We start from the raw sequence: 18,260 nt of genomic DNA on the forward strand, positions 1-18,260 counted from the left end.
CGCCGGGATCAGCGCCGCGGCGACAGCCAGCCCAGCATGCCGAGCACGGTTACCGCCAGCATCGAGCCCAGGGTCGCCATCAGCATGTCCTTCTGCGCATCCCAGACATCGCCCTGGGTGCCGAGGTAGGCCTGGCCCAGGTCTCCGCCGAACACGCTGGCGGCCAGCCACTCGAACATCTCGAACAGCAGCGAGTGCGACATGATGAAGCTCACCGGCATCACGTAGCGCCAGATCCCGCGCGGCGCCGCCACCCGGTCCAGCAGCTCGATGCAGGCCGGGGTGACCAGCAGCCCGTAGAGGAAGTGCACCAGCCGGTCGAAGGAATTGCGCTGCAGGCCCAGTGCCTGGTCCAGGGAGAAGCCGAGGTGGCGCTGGAACCAGGCGTCGTACGGCACCTCCGCATAGGTGTAGTGCGCGCCGACCTCGTGCAGCATGCCGAACACGAACAGGCAGGCATAGCTCAGCGCGGTCAGCGGCATCCGCCGCCAGCCCCAGGCCAGCGCGGGCACGGCCACCAGCACCAGCACGTTCTCCAGCGCCCAGTCCTGGCGGTACCAGGGCGAGATCGCCAGTGCGATCCAGACCGCCACGAACAGGGCCAGCAGGGTCTTCGCCAGGCGCGGCGAGGCGGGCGTGCGGAGGGCGGCGTCGGTCATGGCGCCGCATCCTCGCACGAACGCCGGCCGGCGTGGATGCCGGCCCGGGCTAGGCGAGCCGCTGCAGCAGGGCCTGCGCCGCCGCGGGATTGCGTTCCTTGGCGCTGGCGATGAAGAACACGAAGGCCTCGCGCGGCGTGTCGCCGGCGACGGGCGCCTCCACGTGCGGCAGGTCGTCCGGGTCGCCGCCGTCGGCCCATTGGCGGGTGCGGCGCGCCCAGGCGTCGAGCTCCGCGTCGGGGTAGCCCTGGGCCAGTCCGCCGCGGGCGAGCATCAGCCGCGCGTAGGTGAAATCGGCGGTGATGTCGGCGGAGGAGGGGTGCTCGTCCGAGCCGGCGAACACCAGGGCGATGTTGCGCGCGCGCAGGAGGGCCAGCAGCTCCGGGGTGAACAGCGCGCGGTCGCGCAGTTCCAGCGCGTGGCGCAGGCACCGTCCGCCGGCTTCGGCTGGCAGCAGGTCGAGGAAGGCGGCCAGGTCGTCCAGCGCCGGGCTCTGGCCCCGGTCGAACTGCCACAGCAACGCGCCGAGGCGGTCGCCGAGGGTGGCGATCCCGCCGACGAAATCCTCGACCTGCGCGCCGCTGGCGGACAGCTTGCGGCTGGCCATGATCCGCTTCGGCGCCTTGGCGGTGAACAGGAAGCCCGGCGGGGTTTCGTCGCGCCACTTCGCGTACGTCTCCGGCTTCTGCGTGCCGTAGTAGGTGCCGTTGATCTCGATCGCGGTGAGCTGGCGGCTGGCGTATTCCAGCTCGCGCCGCTGCACGAGCCCCTGCGGATAGAACACGCCGCCGCGCCAGGGCGCGAAGGTCCAGCCGCCGATGCCGACGTGGATGCGCGGATGGCGCGCGGGCGGGGTCGAGAACAGGTCGTTCATGCGCGCAGCGTTTCCGTCATGGCCATAGGGTGTGCCTGCATCCGCTTCATGCCTTCCAAGGGTCGTAACTCCCGAACCACCACAGGTGGCCCTCGATGTCGCGGCAGGAATAGCCGCGTCCGCCATAGCCCTGGTCGGCGATGTCCTGGACGATGGTCGCCCCGGCCGCCTTCGCGCGGTCGTAGTGGGCGTCGACGTCTTCCACGATGACGCAGGGACTCTGCGTCTCGCGCATGCCGGTCTCGTCGGGCTGGGCGATCAGCTTGCCCCATTCGCTGGCGGCGCCGGTGGAACCGAGCATGACCATGCCGTTGCCCCAGGTCAGCTGGGCATGCAGCACGACGCCGCCTTCGGCATACACCGCGTTCTTCTCGAAACCGAAGGCCCGGCACAGCCATTCGATCGCCGCCTCGGCGTCGCGATAGCGCAGGCAGGGGATGATCGTGCTGGTGGTGCGGGGCGGGCGGGGCATGGCGATCTCCATGGCGAGCGGTGCGATGCAGCCGGGGGCAGCGTGGCCACTCCAGCGTAAAGCACCGGTGAGGTGGCGTGCGGCGGACGGGACTTCCGCCACTCCGGAGACGGCCGGCAATGTCTAGAATCGACGCTTTCCGACCCGGACAGCCCGCATGCCGCCACGCCTCCAGACGCTCCGCCTCCGTTGCCTGTTCGCCCTCGGCCTGTCGCTGCTTGCGCCGTTGCCGGCGTTGGCCGCGCAGGAGGCCGCGACCGGATCCGCCGGCACCGTGCAGTCCGCTGCCAGCTTCGACGCCACGGCGCTCGATGCCTGGGTGGAGGAGGTGCGCGAGCGCTTCGAAGTCCCGGGCATCGCCGTAGGCGTGGTCAAGGACGGGCAGGTCGTGTTCGAGGGCGGCTGGGGCGTGCGCGAGCTGGGCCGGCCGGAGAAGGTCGACGCGCAGACCCTGTTCGCGATCGCCTCCAACACCAAGGCCTTCACCGCCGCCTCGCTGGCCATGCTGGTGGACGAGAAGAAGCTGTCCTGGGACGACCGCGTCACCGACCATCTGCCGTGGTTCCGGATGTCCGACCCGTACGTCACCGCCGACATGCGCATCCGCGACCTGCTCACCCACCGCAGCGGCCTGGGCCTGGGCGCCGGCGACCTGCTGTTCTGGCCAGGCAGCGACTACAGCACCACCGAAGTCGTGCAGCGCCTGGCACGCGTCCCGCTGAAGACCGGCTTCCGCGAGCGCTACGCCTACGACAACATCCTCTATGCCACCGCGACCCTGGTGATCGAACAGGTCTCCGGCCAGTCCTACGCCGACTTCCTGCAGCAGCGCTTCTTCGATCCGCTGGGCATGTCCGGCACCCGCTTCAATGTCGACGCGCTGCGCCCCGGCGACCCGGCCGCCACCGGCCACGCCAAGGCCGACTTCACCACCCTGCGCCCGACCTTCCCGCTGACCTGGCACAACGCCGCCGGCGCCGGTGGCATCTATTCCAGCGTGCACGACATGGGCCGCTGGATGCGCGCGCAGCTGGCCGGCGGCAGCTTCACCGACGGACAGGGCAGGGAGCACGCGCTGTTCACCCCGGCAAGGCAGAAGGAAATGTGGTCGCTGGTCTCGCCGATCCCGATCGCCGAACCGGCAGTGCCCGAACTGGCGCCGTCGAAGCCGGACTTCCTCGGCTACGGCCTGGGCTGGATGACGTCCTCGTACCGCGGCGAGCGGCTGGTATGGCACACCGGCGGCTGGCCCGGCATGGTCTCGCGCGTCACCCTGGTGCCGGGTCGGAACCTCGGTGTGGTGGTGCTGACCAACCAGGAATCCGGCGGCGCGTTCAACGCCCTGACCCTGCAGATCCTCGACGCCTTCCTGCAGCCGGCGGAGAAGAACGACTGGATCGCCGCCTACGCCGCCGCGGCGGAGAAATCGCGCGCCAAGGCTGAGGAGGCATGGGCGAAGCGCGTCGCCGCGCGCGACAGGCGCTCGAAGCCCTCGCTGCCCGATTCGGCCTGGACCGGCACCTGGCGCGATGCGTGGTACGGCGACGTGGTGATCGAACAGGAGAACAGCCGCCTGCGCATGCGTTTCCCGCGCAGCCCGCTGCTCACCGGCACCCTGGAGCACTGGCAGCACGACACCTTCCTGGTGAAGTGGGACGACCGCACCCTCAACGGCGACGCCTTCGTGACCTTCACCCTCGATGCCGATGGCGAGCCGCGCGAAGCGCGCATGGAAGCCGCCTCCGACCTGACCGACTTCAGCTTCGACTTCCAGGACCTGGTGCTGAAGCCGGTGGAGTGATCCCTGTAAGGCCGAAGGCCGCATCCGGGGAGACGCGCCTGTCTGAATCCGTTTCCCGGATGCGCTTCGCTTATCCGGCTACGAGGCAAGCCCCTCCCCCTCCGGGGGAGGGGTTGGGGAGAGGGTAGGTATGCCAGCGTGGCTTGAGGTCCCGACCCTCTCCCCCGGCCCCTCTCCCGGTGGGAGAGGGGACAGGAACGAAGCTGCGACCTCAACGGGCCGAAAGACGTGGTAGCGCGGGGGTATGCCGCAAGCAGCACATGGATGTGCTGCGTTCGCGCGTTGGAGCCAGGGATGGCGGAACCGCGCGATGCGGCATACCCCCGCGCTGCCGCGGCTCCCTCCGAAGCCTGCCCGCCTAACGTCGTTGTTGCTGTTGTTGCTCTTCCTCTTGCCTTCACTGTTTCCCAGCGCCCAACAGAAGAAGGGCGCCGTTCTCACGGCGCCCTTCAGTCTTACTGGATCGGCTCGTCCAGCATCAGCTGGCGGACGAAGCGGACCGGCGGGGCGCCGTAGGACAGGACCTGGTCGTGGTAGGCCTTCAGCTTGAAGCCATCGCCCAGCTTCGCCTCCACCGCCTTGCGCGTGTCGAAGTGCTCCTGCGCGCCGACGAAGTAGGTCGGCAGCTGCGCCGAGGTCAGCTGCGCGCGCACCCACTTGCCCGCGGCCTCGCGCTCCTGCTGGAAGGTCTGGTTCACCATCAGGTCCATCGCCTGCTCGCGCGTCCAGCCGTCCACGTGCACGCCCTGGTCGAGGATCGCGTTGCCGATGGTGCGCAGGTAGAACTTCAGCTGCACCAGGCGGAACAGCGGATCGTTGTCCAGGTAGCCCGCGTCGGCCATCATTTTCTCGGTGTAGACCGCCCAGCCCTCGGCGAACATGCCCGAGCGCAGCACCGCGCGCAGGGTCGAGGGGTGCTTGGCCGAGTGCCAGCCCTCCAGGTAGTGGCCCGGGGTGCCCTCGTGGATGCTCAGCAGTTCGATCATGCGCGAGTTGTATTCGCGCAGGAACGAGTCGACCTGCGCCTGGCTCCAGTCCTCCGGGATCGGCGAGACCGCGTAGAAGGTCTTCAGGTGCTTGTCCAGCGGCCCCGGCGAGTCGGCGTAGGCCACCGCCACGCCGCGCTGGAACTCGGGCATCTCGATGATCTCCACCGGCGCGTCGGGCAGGGTCACCAGGTCCCTGGCGCGGACGAACTCGGTGGCGCGGTCCAGCGCGGCCTGGGCGTCGGCCACGACCCGGTCGCGCGCCGGGCGCTCGGCGTAGGCCAGCTCCAGCGCCGCCTCGATCGCCGCCTGCTGCTGCGCGGGCGTGGGGTCCCCGGGCAGTTCGGGCGCGTCCGGCCGCTCGGCCAGCACCTGGCGGGCGATGCCGTACATCTCCCCGCGCACGCGCGCCAGTTCGGCCTCGGCGCGCTGCTTGATCTCCGCGCGCGACAGCGAGGACAGCAGGGCGAACTGCAGCTTCTGGTCGTACAGTTCGGCGCCGATGCGGAACTCGCCCTTCGCATTGGGCACCAGGGTTCCGTCCAGCCATTGCTGGTGCTCGGCCACCGCCCGCTCCAGGCCTGCGATCGCCGCATCGGCCCGCTGCCGGTCGGCGCCGTCCAGCTGGTCCAGGTTCGGGGCGATGTAGTTCTCGACGATGCGCAGGATGCCGGCGTTCTGCCTGGCCACGGTCTCGGCATGGACCTTCGGCACCCGCGCCGGGTCGAGGTTGGCGCGCGCCTGCGCCAGCAGCGCGGGGATCTTCTCCATGCGCGCGGTGGCCGACCGCAACCGCTCGGGCAGCGGCGCGAACTCGCGCGCCATCAGGCCGTAGATCGCGCCGCCGGCCAGGCTGTTGTAGATCTGCGGGTCGGTGGCCCAGCTCTGCAGGGTCTCGCCGATCCATAGTTCGTAGCGCAGCTGGTTGCGCAGGATCGCGGCGTCGACCTGGTTCTCGCGCGCCAGCGCGGCGATGTCCATCGCCTCCAGTTCGGCGAGGATCGCGCGGGCGAACTCCAGGCGCCCGCGCCGGGCCTCTTCGCCCAGGTCGTCCAGCTCGCCGTCGTAGCGGTGCTCGCCGATCCGGGTGGCGCGGACCGGCGAGGAGCGCAGCCAGCCGTCGAGCGCGCGTTGCGACAGGTCGGCGAAGGCGGCGTCGGCCGCGCTGTCGGCGGCGGCCACGGTGCTGCGGGTGCCGGCGGGCGGGGTGGGCGATTCGGCCTTCTGGCAGGCGGCCAGGCCGGCGAGGAGGGCGGCGGCGAGCAGGGTGTGGCGCATGGGAGGGTTCCAGCGGGCGGAAAGCGCCAAGCATAGGCCGCGGCGGCGGCCCGGCGCACGTGCCGGAGGAGGGGACTGGTGCGCGGGCGCCAAGCGGTTACCCTGTGCGCCCGGCCACGGAGCACAGCCATGAAGTACGCGGGAAGCTGCCATTGCGGCCGCATCGCCTTCGAACTGGAAACCGGCGAACCGATCGCCGAGGCCTACGACTGCAACTGCTCGATGTGCCGGCGCCGCGGCGGCCTGCTCTGGTTCGGCACGCGCGAGGCGCTGAACCTGGTCTCGCTGCCGGAGGACGTCGCCACCTACCGCTTCAACCGCCACCACATCGACCACCACCACTGCACGGCCTGCGGCATCGCGCCGTTCAGCGAGGGCGTCGATCCGCAGAGCGGGGCGAAGACGGTCGCGGTCAACGTGCGCTGCCTGCCGGACGTGGACCTGGCGACGCTGAAGATCGTGCCGGTGGACGGCGCCAGCTTCTGAGGCGCCGGTCGAAGCGGGGTCACTCCCCGTCGGTCTCGAACTCCACCACCAGGCCCAGGCGGATCGCCAGCTCCTCCACCGCCTCGCGCACGCGACCGGCGGTGTACTCGTTGGGAGCGTCCACCTCCAGTTCGTGGGTGCCGGGGCCGACATCGTCCGACAGCCCGGCCGAGCTGGAATCGTCGTCGTCCATGCGCGGCATCAGGTCGGCCACCTCCTCCACGTGCTTGATGCCCTCCACGCTCTGCAGCAGGTCGGCCACCGCGCGCAGGTCGTCGTCGCTGCCGGTGATGCGGATGCGGAGCTGGGGCATGGCGTCGGTTCCGTGCGGGACGTGGCCAGCCTGCCGCCGTTCCCATCAAGGCCGGGTGATGGTGTCGGTGCCCACGCTATACCGGCCCGCCGTCCGTTTGCGATCTTCGTGGCAGCGGGATGGCCTGGCGGCCCATTAGCCCGCTGCCCCGGCCCGGTTCGATTCCCGCCTGGCGTGCGCGCTGGCCGAATCGAGGCGCATATCACAAAAATTTGGCCTGCCTCCGGCTAGCTTGGGTGCCGGGCAAGCGCATGCGGCGCTTGGCCTAGGGGATGGGGTCAAGCGGGTCCATGAAAGAACTAGAAGCCGGCTCGCTTGCTCGAGAAGGTGCGATAGCGACTGGGAGTGTCCTGAACGCCGAGGCGTCGATCATCGATGCCTTGGTCGCGTCCGGTCGGCTGAAAGCTGGCGACCTGCAGCGAATCCAAAGTCTGGGTTCCGGGGCGGAGGCCGGTCGCCTCGGGCTGCTGGCCCGGCTCGGGTTGTTGTCGGAGCAGGACAAGGCGGCAGCCTGTGCCGATATCCTCGGCCTCCCGCTGATCGATGGCGCGGTGCTCGGTTCGCTGGAGCCGGGTGATGGCCTGAGTCTTGAAAGCCTGGGCATCTCGCTGCGATTCCTGCGCCAGTTCCGGATATGTCCCATCGCTTCACGCCATGGCGTCGTCGAAGTGGTATTGGCCGATCCCCATGACCCATACCCCGTGGACGCGATTGCCCTTGCGACCGGCCTGCAAGTCGCGCCCAAGGTCGGCATAGGGACAGAGGTGGACGCATTGATCGAGCGCTTCTTCGGTCAAGGGCGCACCACCATGGGTGTGATCGTCGACACGGCCGATGGCAACGACGGAAGCAGTGTCGACGACATCGAGCACCTGCGCGACCTGGCCTCCGAGGCGCCGGTCATCCGCCTCGTGAACCTGATCATCCAGCGTGCAGTGGAGCTGCGCGCCTCGGACATCCACATCGAACCGTTCGAGAGCCGGCTGAAGGTGCGCTACCGCATCGACGGCGTGCTGTCCGAGGGCGAAAGCCCGCCAGCCCAACTCACCGCCGCGGTGCTCAGCCGGGTCAAGATCATGGCCAAGCTCAACATCGCCGAACGCCGGCTGCCGCAGGACGGGCGGATCATGCTGCGGGTGCAGGGCAAGGAGCTGGACCTGCGCGTGAGCACGATGCCGACCGCGCATGGCGAAAGCGCGGTGATGCGCCTGCTCGACCGCGAGACGGTGGTGTTCGATTTCCGGCAGCTGGGCTTCACCGACGCACTGCTGTCGCAGTTCCAGCGTGCCCTGGCACATCCGCACGGGATCCTGCTGGTGACCGGCCCGACCGGCTCGGGCAAGACCACCACGCTCTACGCCGCGCTGTCGCGACTCAACACCCCGGGCGTCAAGATCATCACGGTCGAGGACCCGGTCGAATACCAGATCGAGGGCATCAACCAGATCCAGGTCAAGCCGACGATCGGGCTGGACTTCGCCAGCGCCCTGCGCGGCATCGTCCGCCAGGACCCGGACATCGTCATGATCGGCGAGATGCGGGACCTGGAAACGGCGCGCATCGCGATCCAGTCGGCGCTGACCGGTCACCTGGTGCTGAGCACGCTGCATACCAACAGCGCCGCCGGCGGGATGGCGCGGCTGCTGGACATGGGCGTGGAGGACTACCTGCTGACGTCCACCGTCAATGCCATCCTGGCCCAGCGCCTGGTCCGGCGCCTGGAGCCGACCCACGCCGAGCCTTATCCGGCCTCGCCGGAGGAGATCGAACGCTTCGGTCTGCGCCGCTTCCAGCCGCAGGGCGAGATCCGGCTGCACCGGCCGCGGCCGTCGACGCTGACACCCACTGGCTACCTGGGGCGGACCACCATCATGGAGCTGCTGGTCATGGACGACGCCCTGCGCGCCGCGACCATGCGCCGGGCCGGCGCCGACGAGATCGAGCGCATCGCCCGCGAAGGCGGCATGCGGACCATGTACGAGGACGGCGTGGCCAAGGCGTTGCGTGGCGAGACGACCCTCGAGGAAGTGCTGCGCGTGACGGAGGAAGGCTAGGCGCATGGCCTTCTTCGACTACAAGGCGATCGATTCGCGCGGCGGGATGCTGGAAGGGCGCATGGAGGCGGCCAGCGATGCCGAGGTAATCGCGCGGCTGCAGGAGCAGGGCCATCTCCCGGTGGAGGCCTGGCCTGCCGGCGCGGCTGGTGGCGGCGCGTGGTTGCGGACCCTGGCGCGCCGCAGGCCGCTGGCGGGCGATGCACTGCCGCAGTTCACCCAGCAGCTGGCGACCCTGCTCGGCGCCGGGCAGCCGCTGGACCGGGCGCTATCGATCCTGCTCGAAGTGCCGGACGACGACCGGACGCGGCGGCTGATCGCCGATGTGCGTGAGGCGTTGCGTGGCGGCGCGTCGCTGTCGTCGGCGCTGGAACGGCAGCATGGCGTGTTCTCACGGCTGTACCTGAACATGGTCCGCGCCGGCGAGGCCGGCGGAAACCTGCACGAGAGCCTGCAGCGCCTGGCCGAGTACCTGGAGCGCAGCCAGGCCTTGAAGACGCGCGTGGTCAATGCCCTGATCTACCCGGCGATCCTGCTGGTGGTGGTGGGACTGGCGCTGCTGTTCCTGCTCGGCTACGTCGTGCCGCAGTTCGCGCTGATGTACGAGAGCCTGGAGGTGCCGCTGCCATGGTTCACCCTCCTGGTGCTGTGGCTGGGGCTGGTCGTGCGTACGGGCTGGCCGGTACTGCCGGTGGCGCTGGCCGTGGCGGCGTGGTGGCTCGACCGCCAGCGACGCGATCCCCAGGCCCGCCTGCGCCTGGACGCCTGGCTGTTGCGCCGCCGGTCGCTCGGGCCGTTGCTGGTCCGGCTGGAGACCGCGCGCCTGGCGCGCACCGCGGGCACGCTGCTGAAGAACGGGGTGCCGCTGCTGGGCGCGCTGGGCATCGCCCGCAACGTGCTCGGCAACCGGGCACTGGCCGCGGACGTGGGCATGGCCTGCGACCGCGTGCGCGATGGCCTCGGCCTGTCCGCGGCGCTGGCCGAGGGCGGGCGCTTTCCGCGGCTGGCCCTGCAGATGATCCAGGTAGGCGAGGAATCGGGTGCGCTCGACAGGATGCTGCTCAAGGCCGCCGAGGTCTTCGAGCAGGAGACCCAGCGCGCCATCGACCGCCTGCTCGCGGCGCTGGTGCCTGCGGTGACGCTGGTGCTGGCGTCCGTGGTGGGCCTGGTGATCGTCGCGGTGCTGGTGCCGCTGTACGACCTGACCGGTGCCTTGGGATGAGTGCGACGCGCCACCGAAGAATGCAATCCATGGAGAAGACCGCAATGCGAACCATCGCCCGGCCGCGCCCCGTACGCAGGGGTTTCCGGCAGGCGGGCATGAGCCTGCTGGAAATGATCATCGTGCTGGTGCTGATCGGCGGGGTGCTGACCCTGGTCGGCAGCCGGGTGCTCGGCGGCGCGGACCGCGGCAAGGCCAACCTGGCACGGTCGCAGATCCAGACCCTGGCGGGGAAGGTGGAGAACTACCAGCTGGATACCGGGCGGCTGCCAGGGAAGCTGGAGGATCTGGTGACGTCGCCCGGCAATGCCGGCGGCTGGCTCGGACCCTACGCCAAGGCGGCCGAACTGAACGACCCTTGGGGCCATCCGATCCAGTACCGGGTGCCGGGCGAGTCACAGCCCTTCGACCTGTTCAGTCTGGGCAAGGACGGCAAGCCTGGCGGCGACAGTTACGACGCGGAGGTCCGCTACGAATGACTGGAGCGGTGCCGCCGGTGCGCAACGGGACGTCAGCGTGAGCATGCGGGTCTGCCGCCGGCGTGCGAACGGCATGTCGCTGCTCGAACTGCTGCTGGTGATGGCGCTGGTTGCGCTGGCCGGCACGCTTGCCGTGGCGGCGTACAGCGGTGGCCTGGACGGCGTGCGGATGCGCGGCAGCGCCAAGGAGATCGCCGCGCAACTGCGTTACACCCGGGCGCAGGCGATCGCCAGCGGACAGATGCAGCGGTTCGAGATCGATCCGCAGCAGCGGCGTTGGCGGGCGGCCGGCGCGCGCCAGGGCCGGGTTCCGGATGCCGTGGAGATCGGTTTCATCGGCGCGCGTGAAGTGCAGCCAGGTCCCGGCACCGGCGCGATCGTGTTCTTCGAGGACGGCGGCTCCACCGGCGGACGCGTGCGCCTGGCGTCGGGAGGCGCCGTCTGGCAGGTCGACGTGGCCTGGCTCACCGGCGAGGTGACGCTCAGCCGCCTGTCGGTGGAGGGCGTGCGGTGAGGCGGCGGCTTCGCCGCGCAGGCCGAGCCGGTGCCGCGCGTTGCGCCGGCTTCACCCTGTTGGAGGTGATCGTCGCTTTCGCCCTGCTGGCGCTGGCCCTGACGATGCTGCTGGGCGCACTGTCGGGCGCCGCGCGGCAGGTGCGTCATTGGGAGGAGCTCAGCCGCGCCAGCCTGCACGCGCAATCGCTGCTGGCCCAGGCCGGCGTCGGCGAGGCGCTGGAGCCCGGACGGAGGGAGGGCACCTTCGACCGGGATCGCTACCGCTGGACACTGGAGATCGCACCCTACGCCGACCCTGCGCTTGTCCAGGCGATGCCGGAGCGGTCCGCCTCGCCGCAACTGCGGCAGCTGACCCTGGAGGTCCGCTGGGGAGACGGGCCCGCCCAGGCAATGCGCTGGCACACCCTGCGGCTGGTTCCCGCGGAAGGTGTCCGCTGATGCCCGGTCCATCCATCGCTGCCGGTCCGGTCGCCGTGCGCGCGCGAGGCTTCAGCCTGATCGAAGTGCTGTTGGCCATGGTGTTGCTGGCGGCCGGACTGGCGCTGGCCTTCGCGGTGATCCGGTCCGCCCAGACCGTCACTGCACGTGGCGAAGCCATCGCCGCGCGCAGCGAGCGCATGCGCGCGGTCGAGGGCTTCCTGCGCTGGCGCCTGGCCGGCGCCTTGCCGATCGCGTTCGACAGCAGCGACGGCGCACGTCCGCTGCGCTTCGTCGGCGAACCGGAGCGGATGCGCTTCGTCGCCGATCTGCCGCCGTACCTGGGCCAGGGAGGGCCGTATCTGCACGAACTGCAGGTGGACGGCAACGGCAACCGGCGACAGCTGCTGCTGGACTTGTCGATGGTCCAGGCGGGCAGGGTGGTCGCCGGGACGGCCGCGCGTCCACCGGAGATGCTGGCCGATCGGTTGCTGGCGGTGCGCTTCCGCTATCGCGGGATCGACCCGCAAGGCGGCCTTGGCGACTGGCAGGCGCATTGGCCCTGGCCGGAGCGGATGCCGTTGCAGGTCGAGGTCGTGATCGAGCCGGACGAGGGGGAGGCGTGGCCACCGATGGTGGTGTCGCTGCCCAACGGCGGTGCCGGAGCCACGCCATGAGGCGGACGGGTGCATCCCTGCCGGGCCGGCTCAGCTGGCTCAGCCGGCAGGTCGGCGGCCGGCCAGGCGGTCATGGCGCAGGCGTGCAGCGCGGCGCAGCGCTTCCGCTCGTACTGTGGCTGATCGTGGTGATGGTGGCGACGATCGGCGCTTTCGCACTGGCCTCGCGCGTGGAGATGCTGCAGGGGAAAGTGCAGGCCGACGGTGCACAGGCCCAGGAGGTCGCGCGCGCCGGCATCGAGTACGCGATGGCGCGCCTGGCCGATCCGCATCCCCAGCGCCGATGGGCAGCCGACGGCCGACCCTACGCCTGGTCCTTCGCGGGCGCCTCCGTCGAACTGCGGATCGTCGACGAGTCGGGCAAGGTCGACATCAACCAGGCCGATCCGGTACTGCTGGCGGCGTTGCTGCGCGCCGTGGGCACGGAGCCGGCGGCGGCCCAGCAGCTGGCCGGCGCGATCGCGGACTGGCGCGACCCGGATTCGCTGGTCCAGCCCGGTGGCGGCGCCGAGGATCCGGCGTACGCCGCCGCCGGCCGGGCCTACGGCGCCAAGAATGCACCGTTCCAGAGCGTGGCCGAGTTGCACCGGGTGCTGGGCATGACACCGGAACTGTTCGCCGCCCTGGCGCCGCACTTGACGGTGTTCAGCGGCATGCCGCGCCCGAATGCCGAGTTCGCTCCCGCGCCGGTGCTTGCCGCGCTGGGGCCCGATGTCGCGCGCATCGGCCACGAACATCGGGATGCACAGCCGATAGCCGGTACCGGGACCTACAGCATCGACAGCCGCGCTACGTTGGTCGATGGCCGCGAAGCAGTGCTGCGGGCGACGGTGCGGAGCAGTGGCACGGTGCCGGGTGCGACCTATGCGGTCTTGCGTTGGGAAAGGGGGACATCGACACGATGAACACGGCGGGCGTTGGTCCCGGAGGCGTCGGCGTGCGCCGGCTTCCGGGCCTGGTTGATTTCTGGGACTGGTGGCGAGGCTGCCTGGCGGCGTGGCTTCCCCGCGATTGGCGCGACCTGCTGGGTTGGGCCCACGACCGCCTGCTGCTGTGCAGGCAGGCCGATGAGCTGCTCGTCCTCTGGGAGGGGGACGGACGATTGCGCGAACTGGCGCGCATCCCCGTCGTGGGCGACTCGCTCGATCTTGACCGACTGCTGGCTGCGCGTGCGGCCGCCCTGCCGCGCTGGTGGCTGCTGCCGACCGCATCGGGATTGCGTCGGCGCCTTCGCCTGCCGGCGTCCGCATCGCGGCACCTGCGGCAGGTCGTCGGATTCGAGATCGACCGGCAGACACCGTTCGCGGCCGGCGAAGTCCACTACGACGCCCGCACGATCGGCCATAGCGACGACGGACAGATCGATGTGGAGATCGTCGTCGTGCCGCGGCGCGTGCTGGATCGGGAACTGGGCGGGCAGGGGGAAACCCCGGCAGCGCTGGCCGGCATCGACCTGGCCGATGCGCAGGGCCGGCCACTGGGGTTCAACCTGCTGCCGCCGGCGCAGCGGCGCCGCCGGACCGATCCGCTGCGGCGCTGGAACCTGCTCCTGGCCGCGGTCGCGTTGCTCGCCATCGGCGGTGCCGGCCACCAGGTCCTGAAGAACCGGAGTGACGCCGCCGACGCATTGCAGCGCCGGGTCGAAGCCGAGTCCGCGCAGGCCAGGCAGGTCGCGGCGCAGCGCGGCCGGCTCTCGGCACTGGTCGAAGGTGCCGCATTCCTCGACCGGGTCCGTGCCGCGCGGCCCACCGTGGTGGAAGTATGGGACGAGGCGACGCATCGCCTGCCCGAGGGCACCTGGCTCGAGAAGTTCTCGATCGAGGGCGACCAACTGCTGCTGGTCGGGTCCAGCGGCGATGCGCCGTCCCTGATCGAACGCATGGAGGGCGCGCCACTGTGGCGCAAGCCGGCGCTGGCCGGCACGCTCCAGTCCGACCCGGCGTCCGGCCGCAACCGCTTCACCGTGACCGCCCAGTTGGCGGGCGGTGCCTCTTCAGCAACGGAGACCGCCGATGGCGACCCCGGCACCGAGTAGGCGCGAGCGCTGGATGGCGCTGGCCTTGCTCCTCGCCGTCCTGGCGGCGGCCTACGCACTGATCGTGCATCCGGCCTGGACAGGGCCGATGCGCGAGGCCGACCAGCGGATCCGGGACCTGCAGGAACGCGACCAGCGCATCCAGGCGCAGCTACGGCAGGCAGCGCAGGTCGAAAGACAGCTGCAGGAAGTCGCCGGCGCGCTGGCCGGACGTCCCGGCTTCCTGCCCGAGCGCAGCGCCGAACTCGCCAGCGCGGGCCTGGCGCAGCGCCTGGAAACGGCAGTGCTGGCCGCCAGTCCCGACGGCCGCACCTGTGCGATCCACAACCGCTCCCCGTTGCCGGCGGAGACCGAAGAAGGCCGCTTCATCCGCGTGTCGCTCCGTGCGCACCTGCGCTGCGGCGTGCCGGCACTGGCCGCAGTGCTGCATGCGCTGGAGAGCGGGCAGCCACGGCTGTTCGTCGACAAGGTGAGCCTGCTGGCCCAGCGGACTGCGGACGGCCGGGACAACAGCGGCGGGGTGGAAGCCAGCTTCGACCTCAGCGGCTATCTCGACCAGGAAGGGGCCACCGGCGTCCCGGTGGAGGTCGGCGATGCGCCTTGAAGCATTGAATGCCCGCACCTGGCTGCTGGTGGTGGTGGCCGGCTGGGCGGTATCGGTATGGCTGTTGGCCATGACCGGCCTGGGCGGGCGGATTGCGCCGGCGGCCGGGAAGGAGGCCGGCGCGGCGGCGCTGGCCATACCGGCGTTGCCCGAGCAGGCGCCGGAGCGGTTGCGGGATTTCGATCGCTACTCCGGCATCGCCGCACAGCCGCTGTTCTCCGCGGACCGCCTGCCCAAGGCCTTCCAGCTCGTTCCCGACGCCGAGCCGGCCGCGGCCGAAGACGTCCGCCTGACCGGCGTGCTGATCACGCCGGGCCTGCAACTGGCGACCCTGCAGACGCCGAACGGCGCCTCGCTGCGGCTGCGCCTGGACGGTCCCGAGGTGGCGGGTTGGCGGCTGCTTTCGTTGCAACCCCGCGCGGCGGCGGTGGCCGGGCCCGGCGGCACCCGTTCGTTGGCGCTGCAGACCTACGAAGGCGGCCGCTCAGGGCGGGGGGGGGCTCCCGGTTTCCCCGCGCCTGCGTCGGCGGCCACGCCCCCGGTGCCACCACCGGCCACGGGCGCCAGCGTGACCCTGGCGCAGCCTGCGTCGCCAGTTCCCGCTGCCGGCACGCAGCAACAGATCGAAGACATCCGGCGGCGGATCGAAGAACGCCGCCAGCGACTCAAACAATGAGGCCTGGGACCCGCATGGCCTCAACGACACACTCCAAGAGCACCGGCATGACCTTGCGCACGATCGCCACCCTTCTTCTCATGTTCCTGCTCGCGGCCTGCAGCAGCGTTCCCACCGCCGATATCCGTCGCAACAGCGATCCACGGACTACAGCCGTCCCTGATGCGCCAGGTGCGGAGGATGTTGCCGCGCGTCCCCAGCCGCTGATCCGTCGCGGCAGCGGCCAGGTCATCAACGAGGCCGCCCTCGCGCCGCCGTCGCCCAGCGACGCGGGCTCGGGCCTGGCCACCTTCAACTTCGAGGGCGAATCGCTGCACGCGGTGGTCAAGGCGATCCTGGGCGAGATGCTCGGCCAGAACTACGTCATCGCGCCCGACGTCCAAGGCACCGTCACCCTGGCCACGCCCAACCCGGTATCGCCGGGCGAAGCGATGCGGCTGCTGGACATGGTCCTGGGCCAGAACAACGCACGCCTGATCTACAGCGGCGGACGCTACAACGTGGTCCCGGCCGACCAGGGCATGAACGGCAGCGTGGCACCGCGTGCGGGATCGGCCGCGCGAGCCCGAGGCTACGAGGTGCGCGTGGTGCCGCTGCGCTACATCGGCGCGGAGGAAATGAAGAAAGTGCTGGAGCCGTACGCACGCACCAACGCGGTCGTCGCGGTCGACCCGACCCGCAACCTCATCACCTTGGGCGGGACCGCAGCCGAGTTGGAGAACTACCTGCGCACGGTACAGGTGTTCGATGTCGACTGGCTGTCGGGCATGTCGGTCGGGGTTTTCCCGCTGCAGTCGGGCCGCGCCGGACAGGTGGCGGCGGACCTGGAGAAGGTGTTCGGCGACAGTGGCAAGACGCCCAGCGCCGGCATGTTCCGCTTCCTGCCGCTGGAAGCCGCCAACGCGGTGCTGGTGATCACCCCGCAGGCCGCCTACCTGGACCAGGTCCAGCAGTGGCTGGATCGGATCGACAGCGCCGGTGTGGGGGCGCGCCTGTATTCCTACGAACTCAAGTACATCAAGGCGCGCGATCTGGCCGAACGCCTGGCCGAAGTCTACGGCGTCGGCACCGGCGCCCGAAGTGTCACCGCCGGGCCCACGCTGGCCCCCGGCGCCACGCCCATGCAGCTGGACAGCGGCGGGCTGGACAGCCGTGGCGGAACGGTCGGCTTCGGCGGCCAGGGTGGTGGAGCCAACGAAGGCATGCTGCAGCTGAGCCCGGCGGCCAGCGGCAACGCCAGCCTCAGCCTGGAGGTGGACGGCGACCGGGTCGGCGTGTCGGCGGTGGAGGAAACAAATTCGCTGCTGGTCCGCGCGCGTCCCTCCGCCTGGCGTTCGATCCGGGAAGTGATCGACAAGCTCGACGTGATGCCGCTGCAGGTGCACATCGAGGCGCAGGTCGCCGAGGTCAAGCTCACCGGCGAACTGAGCTACGGGGTGAACTGGTATTTCGAGAACGCGGTGACCGCCGCTCCGCCTGCGGGTCCCGGCCTGCCCAGCGCGCTGGGCCGCGACATATGGGGCGGCATCGCCGGCAGCGTCACCGGCAACGGCCTGGGCTGGACCTTCCTCGGCCGCAACGCGGCCGCGGTCATCAGTGCGCTGGACAGGGTCACCGACGTGCAGCTGCTGCAGACGCCCTCGGTGGTGGTCCGCAACAATGCCGAGGCCACCTTCATCGTCGGCAGCCAGATTCCGGTGACCTCGGTGTCGGTGATGCCGGGAACGGGCGAGAGCCGCTATACCCAGGTGCAGTACCTGGATACCGGCATCATCCTCAAGGTCCGTCCCCGGGTGACCCGCGACGGCATGGTGTTCCTGGACATCGTCCAGGAAGTCAGCACGCCAGGCTCGCAGACCGACGCCGACGAGAACGGCAACGTGCGCATCGATACCCGCCGGTTGAAGACCGAGGCGGCGATCCGCGCTGGCGACACGATCATGCTCGCCGGTCTGATCAGCCAAGGACAGGACACGGGTTCGTCCGGAGTGCCTGGTCTGAGCCGGCTGCCGGTCCTGGGCGGTCTATTCGGGCGCCAAGTCGTGAACGACAGTCGCGAGGAGGTGATCGTGCTGTTGACGCCGACGGTAATCCGCAATCCGCAGGAAGCGGCGAACCTCACCGACGAATATGGGAGGTCGTTTCGAGCACTCGAGCCGCTTCGCAGGCCATAGGCGTAAATATTTCACTTGCGCAGGTGTGCGAGTCCGATCACAGAATGTCAAACAGGCTTGGGCTAACGTTGGAATTGCAGAAGTCGTATGGCTCGTGCAGAGGGGCGCGAGCAGAGTGATTCTTGGGGAAGTCTAGCGCTCGCTCAGCGCTAGAAGATTGGGGGTGCGTCAATGGGGTTTGGCCCGCGACGCCAGCAACTAATATCTAGATGGGGGATATCTTGATCAACCGAGATAAGCAGGCCGTACCTGTAGGCCAGGTAGTTCTTAATTTGCCTCTTTTGAATTCCGAGTGGATGCCGGGCAGGATTCGGCTCTCCTTATCTGAGCCCTGACCCCATGGACGAGAGGCTGCTTTTCGCGTCGGCCCTCAATCTGGCCCAGCCTTGGTACGTGAGCGGTACGCGCTTCGATGCCCAGGCCAGGTCGTTGACGATCCTCATCGATTTCACTGCGGGCAGCCGCTTCGCGCACCCTGCCGCATCGGGGCAGCACCCGGTGCATGACACCCAGATCAAGCGCTTCCGGCACCTGAAC

General features: G+C 70.0%; 18 protein-coding genes and 1 pseudogene. 14 read left to right on the forward strand and 5 right to left on the reverse strand.

Annotation, left to right across the window (positions count from 1 at the left end; translation table 11 throughout):
* Positions 1 to 8: 8 nt before the first annotated feature.
* The 3 genes from PSEJ35_RS15900 to PSEJ35_RS0108980 are packed head-to-tail and all read right to left on the reverse strand — an operon-like array spanning position 9 to position 2,005.
* Entirely contained in the window at positions 9 to 659 is a 651-nt protein-coding gene (locus PSEJ35_RS15900) for a DUF2238 domain-containing protein (protein WP_037082879.1), read from the reverse strand.
* 49 nt (positions 660 to 708) lie between these two features.
* Complete coding sequence (locus PSEJ35_RS0108975; RefSeq protein WP_028917482.1) at positions 709 to 1,533, reverse strand: DUF72 domain-containing protein; 825 nt, start codon at positions 1,531 to 1,533, stop codon at positions 709 to 711.
* Positions 1,534 to 1,579: 46 nt separating this feature from the next.
* On the reverse strand, positions 1,580 to 2,005 hold the full coding sequence (locus PSEJ35_RS0108980; protein ID WP_028917483.1) for a VOC family protein: 426 nt from the start codon (positions 2,003 to 2,005) through the stop codon (positions 1,580 to 1,582).
* 157 nt (positions 2,006 to 2,162) lie between these two features.
* Here PSEJ35_RS0108980 and PSEJ35_RS0108985 point away from each other — a divergent pair, with 157 nt between their 5' ends.
* Positions 2,163 to 3,806, forward strand: coding sequence for a serine hydrolase (locus PSEJ35_RS0108985; protein ID WP_028917484.1), 1,644 nt, complete (start codon positions 2,163 to 2,165; stop codon positions 3,804 to 3,806).
* Positions 3,807 to 4,261: 455 nt separating this feature from the next.
* Here PSEJ35_RS0108985 and PSEJ35_RS0108990 read toward each other — a convergent pair whose 3' ends face one another.
* Entirely contained in the window at positions 4,262 to 6,070 is a 1,809-nt protein-coding gene (locus PSEJ35_RS0108990; protein WP_028917485.1) for a DUF885 domain-containing protein, read from the reverse strand.
* Between the two features lie 129 nt (positions 6,071 to 6,199).
* On the opposite strand from PSEJ35_RS0108990, the gene PSEJ35_RS0108995 reads away from it, so the two are divergent.
* Positions 6,200 to 6,556: a GFA family protein gene (locus tag PSEJ35_RS0108995; RefSeq protein ID WP_037061583.1), complete on the forward strand. Its 357-nt coding sequence runs from the start codon at positions 6,200 to 6,202 to the stop codon at positions 6,554 to 6,556.
* A 19-nt stretch (positions 6,557 to 6,575) separates the two neighbouring features.
* Here PSEJ35_RS0108995 and PSEJ35_RS0109000 read toward each other — a convergent pair whose 3' ends face one another.
* A complete protein-coding gene (locus tag PSEJ35_RS0109000) occupies positions 6,576 to 6,869 on the reverse strand; it encodes a hypothetical protein (protein WP_028917487.1) in 294 nt (97 codons plus the stop codon).
* A 290-nt stretch (positions 6,870 to 7,159) separates the two neighbouring features.
* On the opposite strand from PSEJ35_RS0109000, the gene gspE reads away from it, so the two are divergent.
* The 12 genes and pseudogenes from gspE to PSEJ35_RS0109060 form a co-directional block, all read left to right on the forward strand.
* Positions 7,160 to 8,923: a type II secretion system ATPase GspE gene (gspE, locus tag PSEJ35_RS0109005; RefSeq protein WP_051412613.1), complete on the forward strand. Its 1,764-nt coding sequence runs from the start codon at positions 7,160 to 7,162 to the stop codon at positions 8,921 to 8,923.
* Between the two features lie 4 nt (positions 8,924 to 8,927).
* Positions 8,928 to 10,145, forward strand: coding sequence for a type II secretion system F family protein (locus PSEJ35_RS0109010; protein WP_028917489.1), 1,218 nt, complete (start codon positions 8,928 to 8,930; stop codon positions 10,143 to 10,145).
* Between the two features lie 44 nt (positions 10,146 to 10,189).
* Positions 10,190 to 10,624, forward strand: a complete 435-nt coding sequence (gspG, locus tag PSEJ35_RS0109015; RefSeq protein ID WP_037061592.1) for a type II secretion system major pseudopilin GspG — start codon at positions 10,190 to 10,192, stop codon at positions 10,622 to 10,624.
* 43 nt (positions 10,625 to 10,667) lie between these two features.
* Complete coding sequence (locus PSEJ35_RS0109020) at positions 10,668 to 11,138, forward strand: GspH/FimT family pseudopilin (protein WP_051412615.1); 471 nt, start codon at positions 10,668 to 10,670, stop codon at positions 11,136 to 11,138.
* Positions 11,135 to 11,578, forward strand: coding sequence for a prepilin-type N-terminal cleavage/methylation domain-containing protein (locus tag PSEJ35_RS0109025; protein WP_051412616.1), 444 nt, complete (start codon positions 11,135 to 11,137; stop codon positions 11,576 to 11,578). Before PSEJ35_RS0109020 ends, PSEJ35_RS0109025 begins: the two co-directional genes overlap by 4 nt.
* Positions 11,578 to 12,234, forward strand: a complete 657-nt coding sequence (locus PSEJ35_RS0109030) for a prepilin-type N-terminal cleavage/methylation domain-containing protein (protein ID WP_051412617.1) — start codon at positions 11,578 to 11,580, stop codon at positions 12,232 to 12,234. Before PSEJ35_RS0109025 ends, PSEJ35_RS0109030 begins: the two co-directional genes overlap by 1 nt.
* A 131-nt stretch (positions 12,235 to 12,365) precedes the next feature.
* On the forward strand, positions 12,366 to 13,139 hold the full coding sequence (locus tag PSEJ35_RS0109035) for a type II secretion system protein GspK (protein WP_051412620.1): 774 nt from the start codon (positions 12,366 to 12,368) through the stop codon (positions 13,137 to 13,139).
* Positions 13,136 to 14,269, forward strand: coding sequence for a PilN domain-containing protein (locus PSEJ35_RS0109040; RefSeq protein ID WP_028917495.1), 1,134 nt, complete (start codon positions 13,136 to 13,138; stop codon positions 14,267 to 14,269). Before PSEJ35_RS0109035 ends, PSEJ35_RS0109040 begins: the two co-directional genes overlap by 4 nt.
* Positions 14,247 to 14,873 carry a type II secretion system protein GspM gene (gspM, locus tag PSEJ35_RS0109045; protein WP_028917496.1) on the forward strand — a complete coding sequence of 209 codons (627 nt, stop codon included), beginning with the start codon at positions 14,247 to 14,249 and terminating at the stop codon, positions 14,871 to 14,873. Before PSEJ35_RS0109040 ends, gspM begins: the two co-directional genes overlap by 23 nt.
* Positions 14,863 to 15,549 carry a hypothetical protein gene (locus PSEJ35_RS0109050; RefSeq protein WP_028917497.1) on the forward strand — a complete coding sequence of 229 codons (687 nt, stop codon included), beginning with the start codon at positions 14,863 to 14,865 and terminating at the stop codon, positions 15,547 to 15,549. Before gspM ends, PSEJ35_RS0109050 begins: the two co-directional genes overlap by 11 nt.
* Before the next feature lie 47 nt (positions 15,550 to 15,596).
* Complete coding sequence (gene gspD / locus PSEJ35_RS0109055) at positions 15,597 to 17,723, forward strand: type II secretion system secretin GspD (RefSeq protein ID WP_028917498.1); 2,127 nt, start codon at positions 15,597 to 15,599, stop codon at positions 17,721 to 17,723.
* A gap of 339 nt (positions 17,724 to 18,062) precedes the next feature.
* A pseudogene (locus PSEJ35_RS0109060) lies at positions 18,063 to 18,260 on the forward strand (ISL3 family transposase); the annotation flags it as partial.

It is taken from the genome of Pseudoxanthomonas sp. J35, assembly GCF_000513995.1.
Taxonomy (GTDB): Bacteria; Pseudomonadota; Gammaproteobacteria; order Xanthomonadales; family Xanthomonadaceae; genus Pseudoxanthomonas.

Excerpts from the sequence above, each read along its gene's own strand:
- gspD (WP_028917498.1), top strand. The coding sequence starts at position 15,597 with ATGACCTTGCGCACGATCGCCACCCTTCTTCTCATGTTCCTGCTCGCG.
- PSEJ35_RS0108995 (WP_037061583.1), top strand. The coding sequence starts at position 6,200 with ATGAAGTACGCGGGAAGCTGCCATTGCGGCCGCATCGCCTTCGAACTG.
- gspG (WP_037061592.1), top strand. The coding sequence starts at position 10,190 with ATGCGAACCATCGCCCGGCCGCGCCCCGTACGCAGGGGTTTCCGGCAG.
- PSEJ35_RS0109040 (WP_028917495.1), top strand. The coding sequence starts at position 13,136 with ATGAACACGGCGGGCGTTGGTCCCGGAGGCGTCGGCGTGCGCCGGCTT.
- PSEJ35_RS0108990 (WP_028917485.1), bottom strand. The coding sequence starts at position 6,070 with ATGCGCCACACCCTGCTCGCCGCCGCCCTCCTCGCCGGCCTGGCCGCC.
- PSEJ35_RS0108975 (WP_028917482.1), bottom strand. The coding sequence starts at position 1,533 with ATGAACGACCTGTTCTCGACCCCGCCCGCGCGCCATCCGCGCATCCAC.
- PSEJ35_RS0109030 (WP_051412617.1), top strand. The coding sequence starts at position 11,578 with ATGCCCGGTCCATCCATCGCTGCCGGTCCGGTCGCCGTGCGCGCGCGA.
- PSEJ35_RS0109035 (WP_051412620.1), top strand. The coding sequence starts at position 12,366 with ATGGTGGCGACGATCGGCGCTTTCGCACTGGCCTCGCGCGTGGAGATG.
- PSEJ35_RS0109010 (WP_028917489.1), top strand. The coding sequence starts at position 8,928 with ATGGCCTTCTTCGACTACAAGGCGATCGATTCGCGCGGCGGGATGCTG.
- PSEJ35_RS0109020 (WP_051412615.1), top strand. The coding sequence starts at position 10,668 with ATGCGGGTCTGCCGCCGGCGTGCGAACGGCATGTCGCTGCTCGAACTG.
- PSEJ35_RS0108985 (WP_028917484.1), top strand. The coding sequence starts at position 2,163 with ATGCCGCCACGCCTCCAGACGCTCCGCCTCCGTTGCCTGTTCGCCCTC.
- PSEJ35_RS0109050 (WP_028917497.1), top strand. The coding sequence starts at position 14,863 with ATGCGCCTTGAAGCATTGAATGCCCGCACCTGGCTGCTGGTGGTGGTG.
- PSEJ35_RS0109000 (WP_028917487.1), bottom strand. The coding sequence starts at position 6,869 with ATGCCCCAGCTCCGCATCCGCATCACCGGCAGCGACGACGACCTGCGC.
- gspM (WP_028917496.1), top strand. The coding sequence starts at position 14,247 with ATGGCGACCCCGGCACCGAGTAGGCGCGAGCGCTGGATGGCGCTGGCC.
- PSEJ35_RS0108980 (WP_028917483.1), bottom strand. The coding sequence starts at position 2,005 with ATGCCCCGCCCGCCCCGCACCACCAGCACGATCATCCCCTGCCTGCGC.
- gspE (WP_051412613.1), top strand. The coding sequence starts at position 7,160 with ATGAAAGAACTAGAAGCCGGCTCGCTTGCTCGAGAAGGTGCGATAGCG.
- PSEJ35_RS15900 (WP_037082879.1), bottom strand. The coding sequence starts at position 659 with ATGACCGACGCCGCCCTCCGCACGCCCGCCTCGCCGCGCCTGGCGAAG.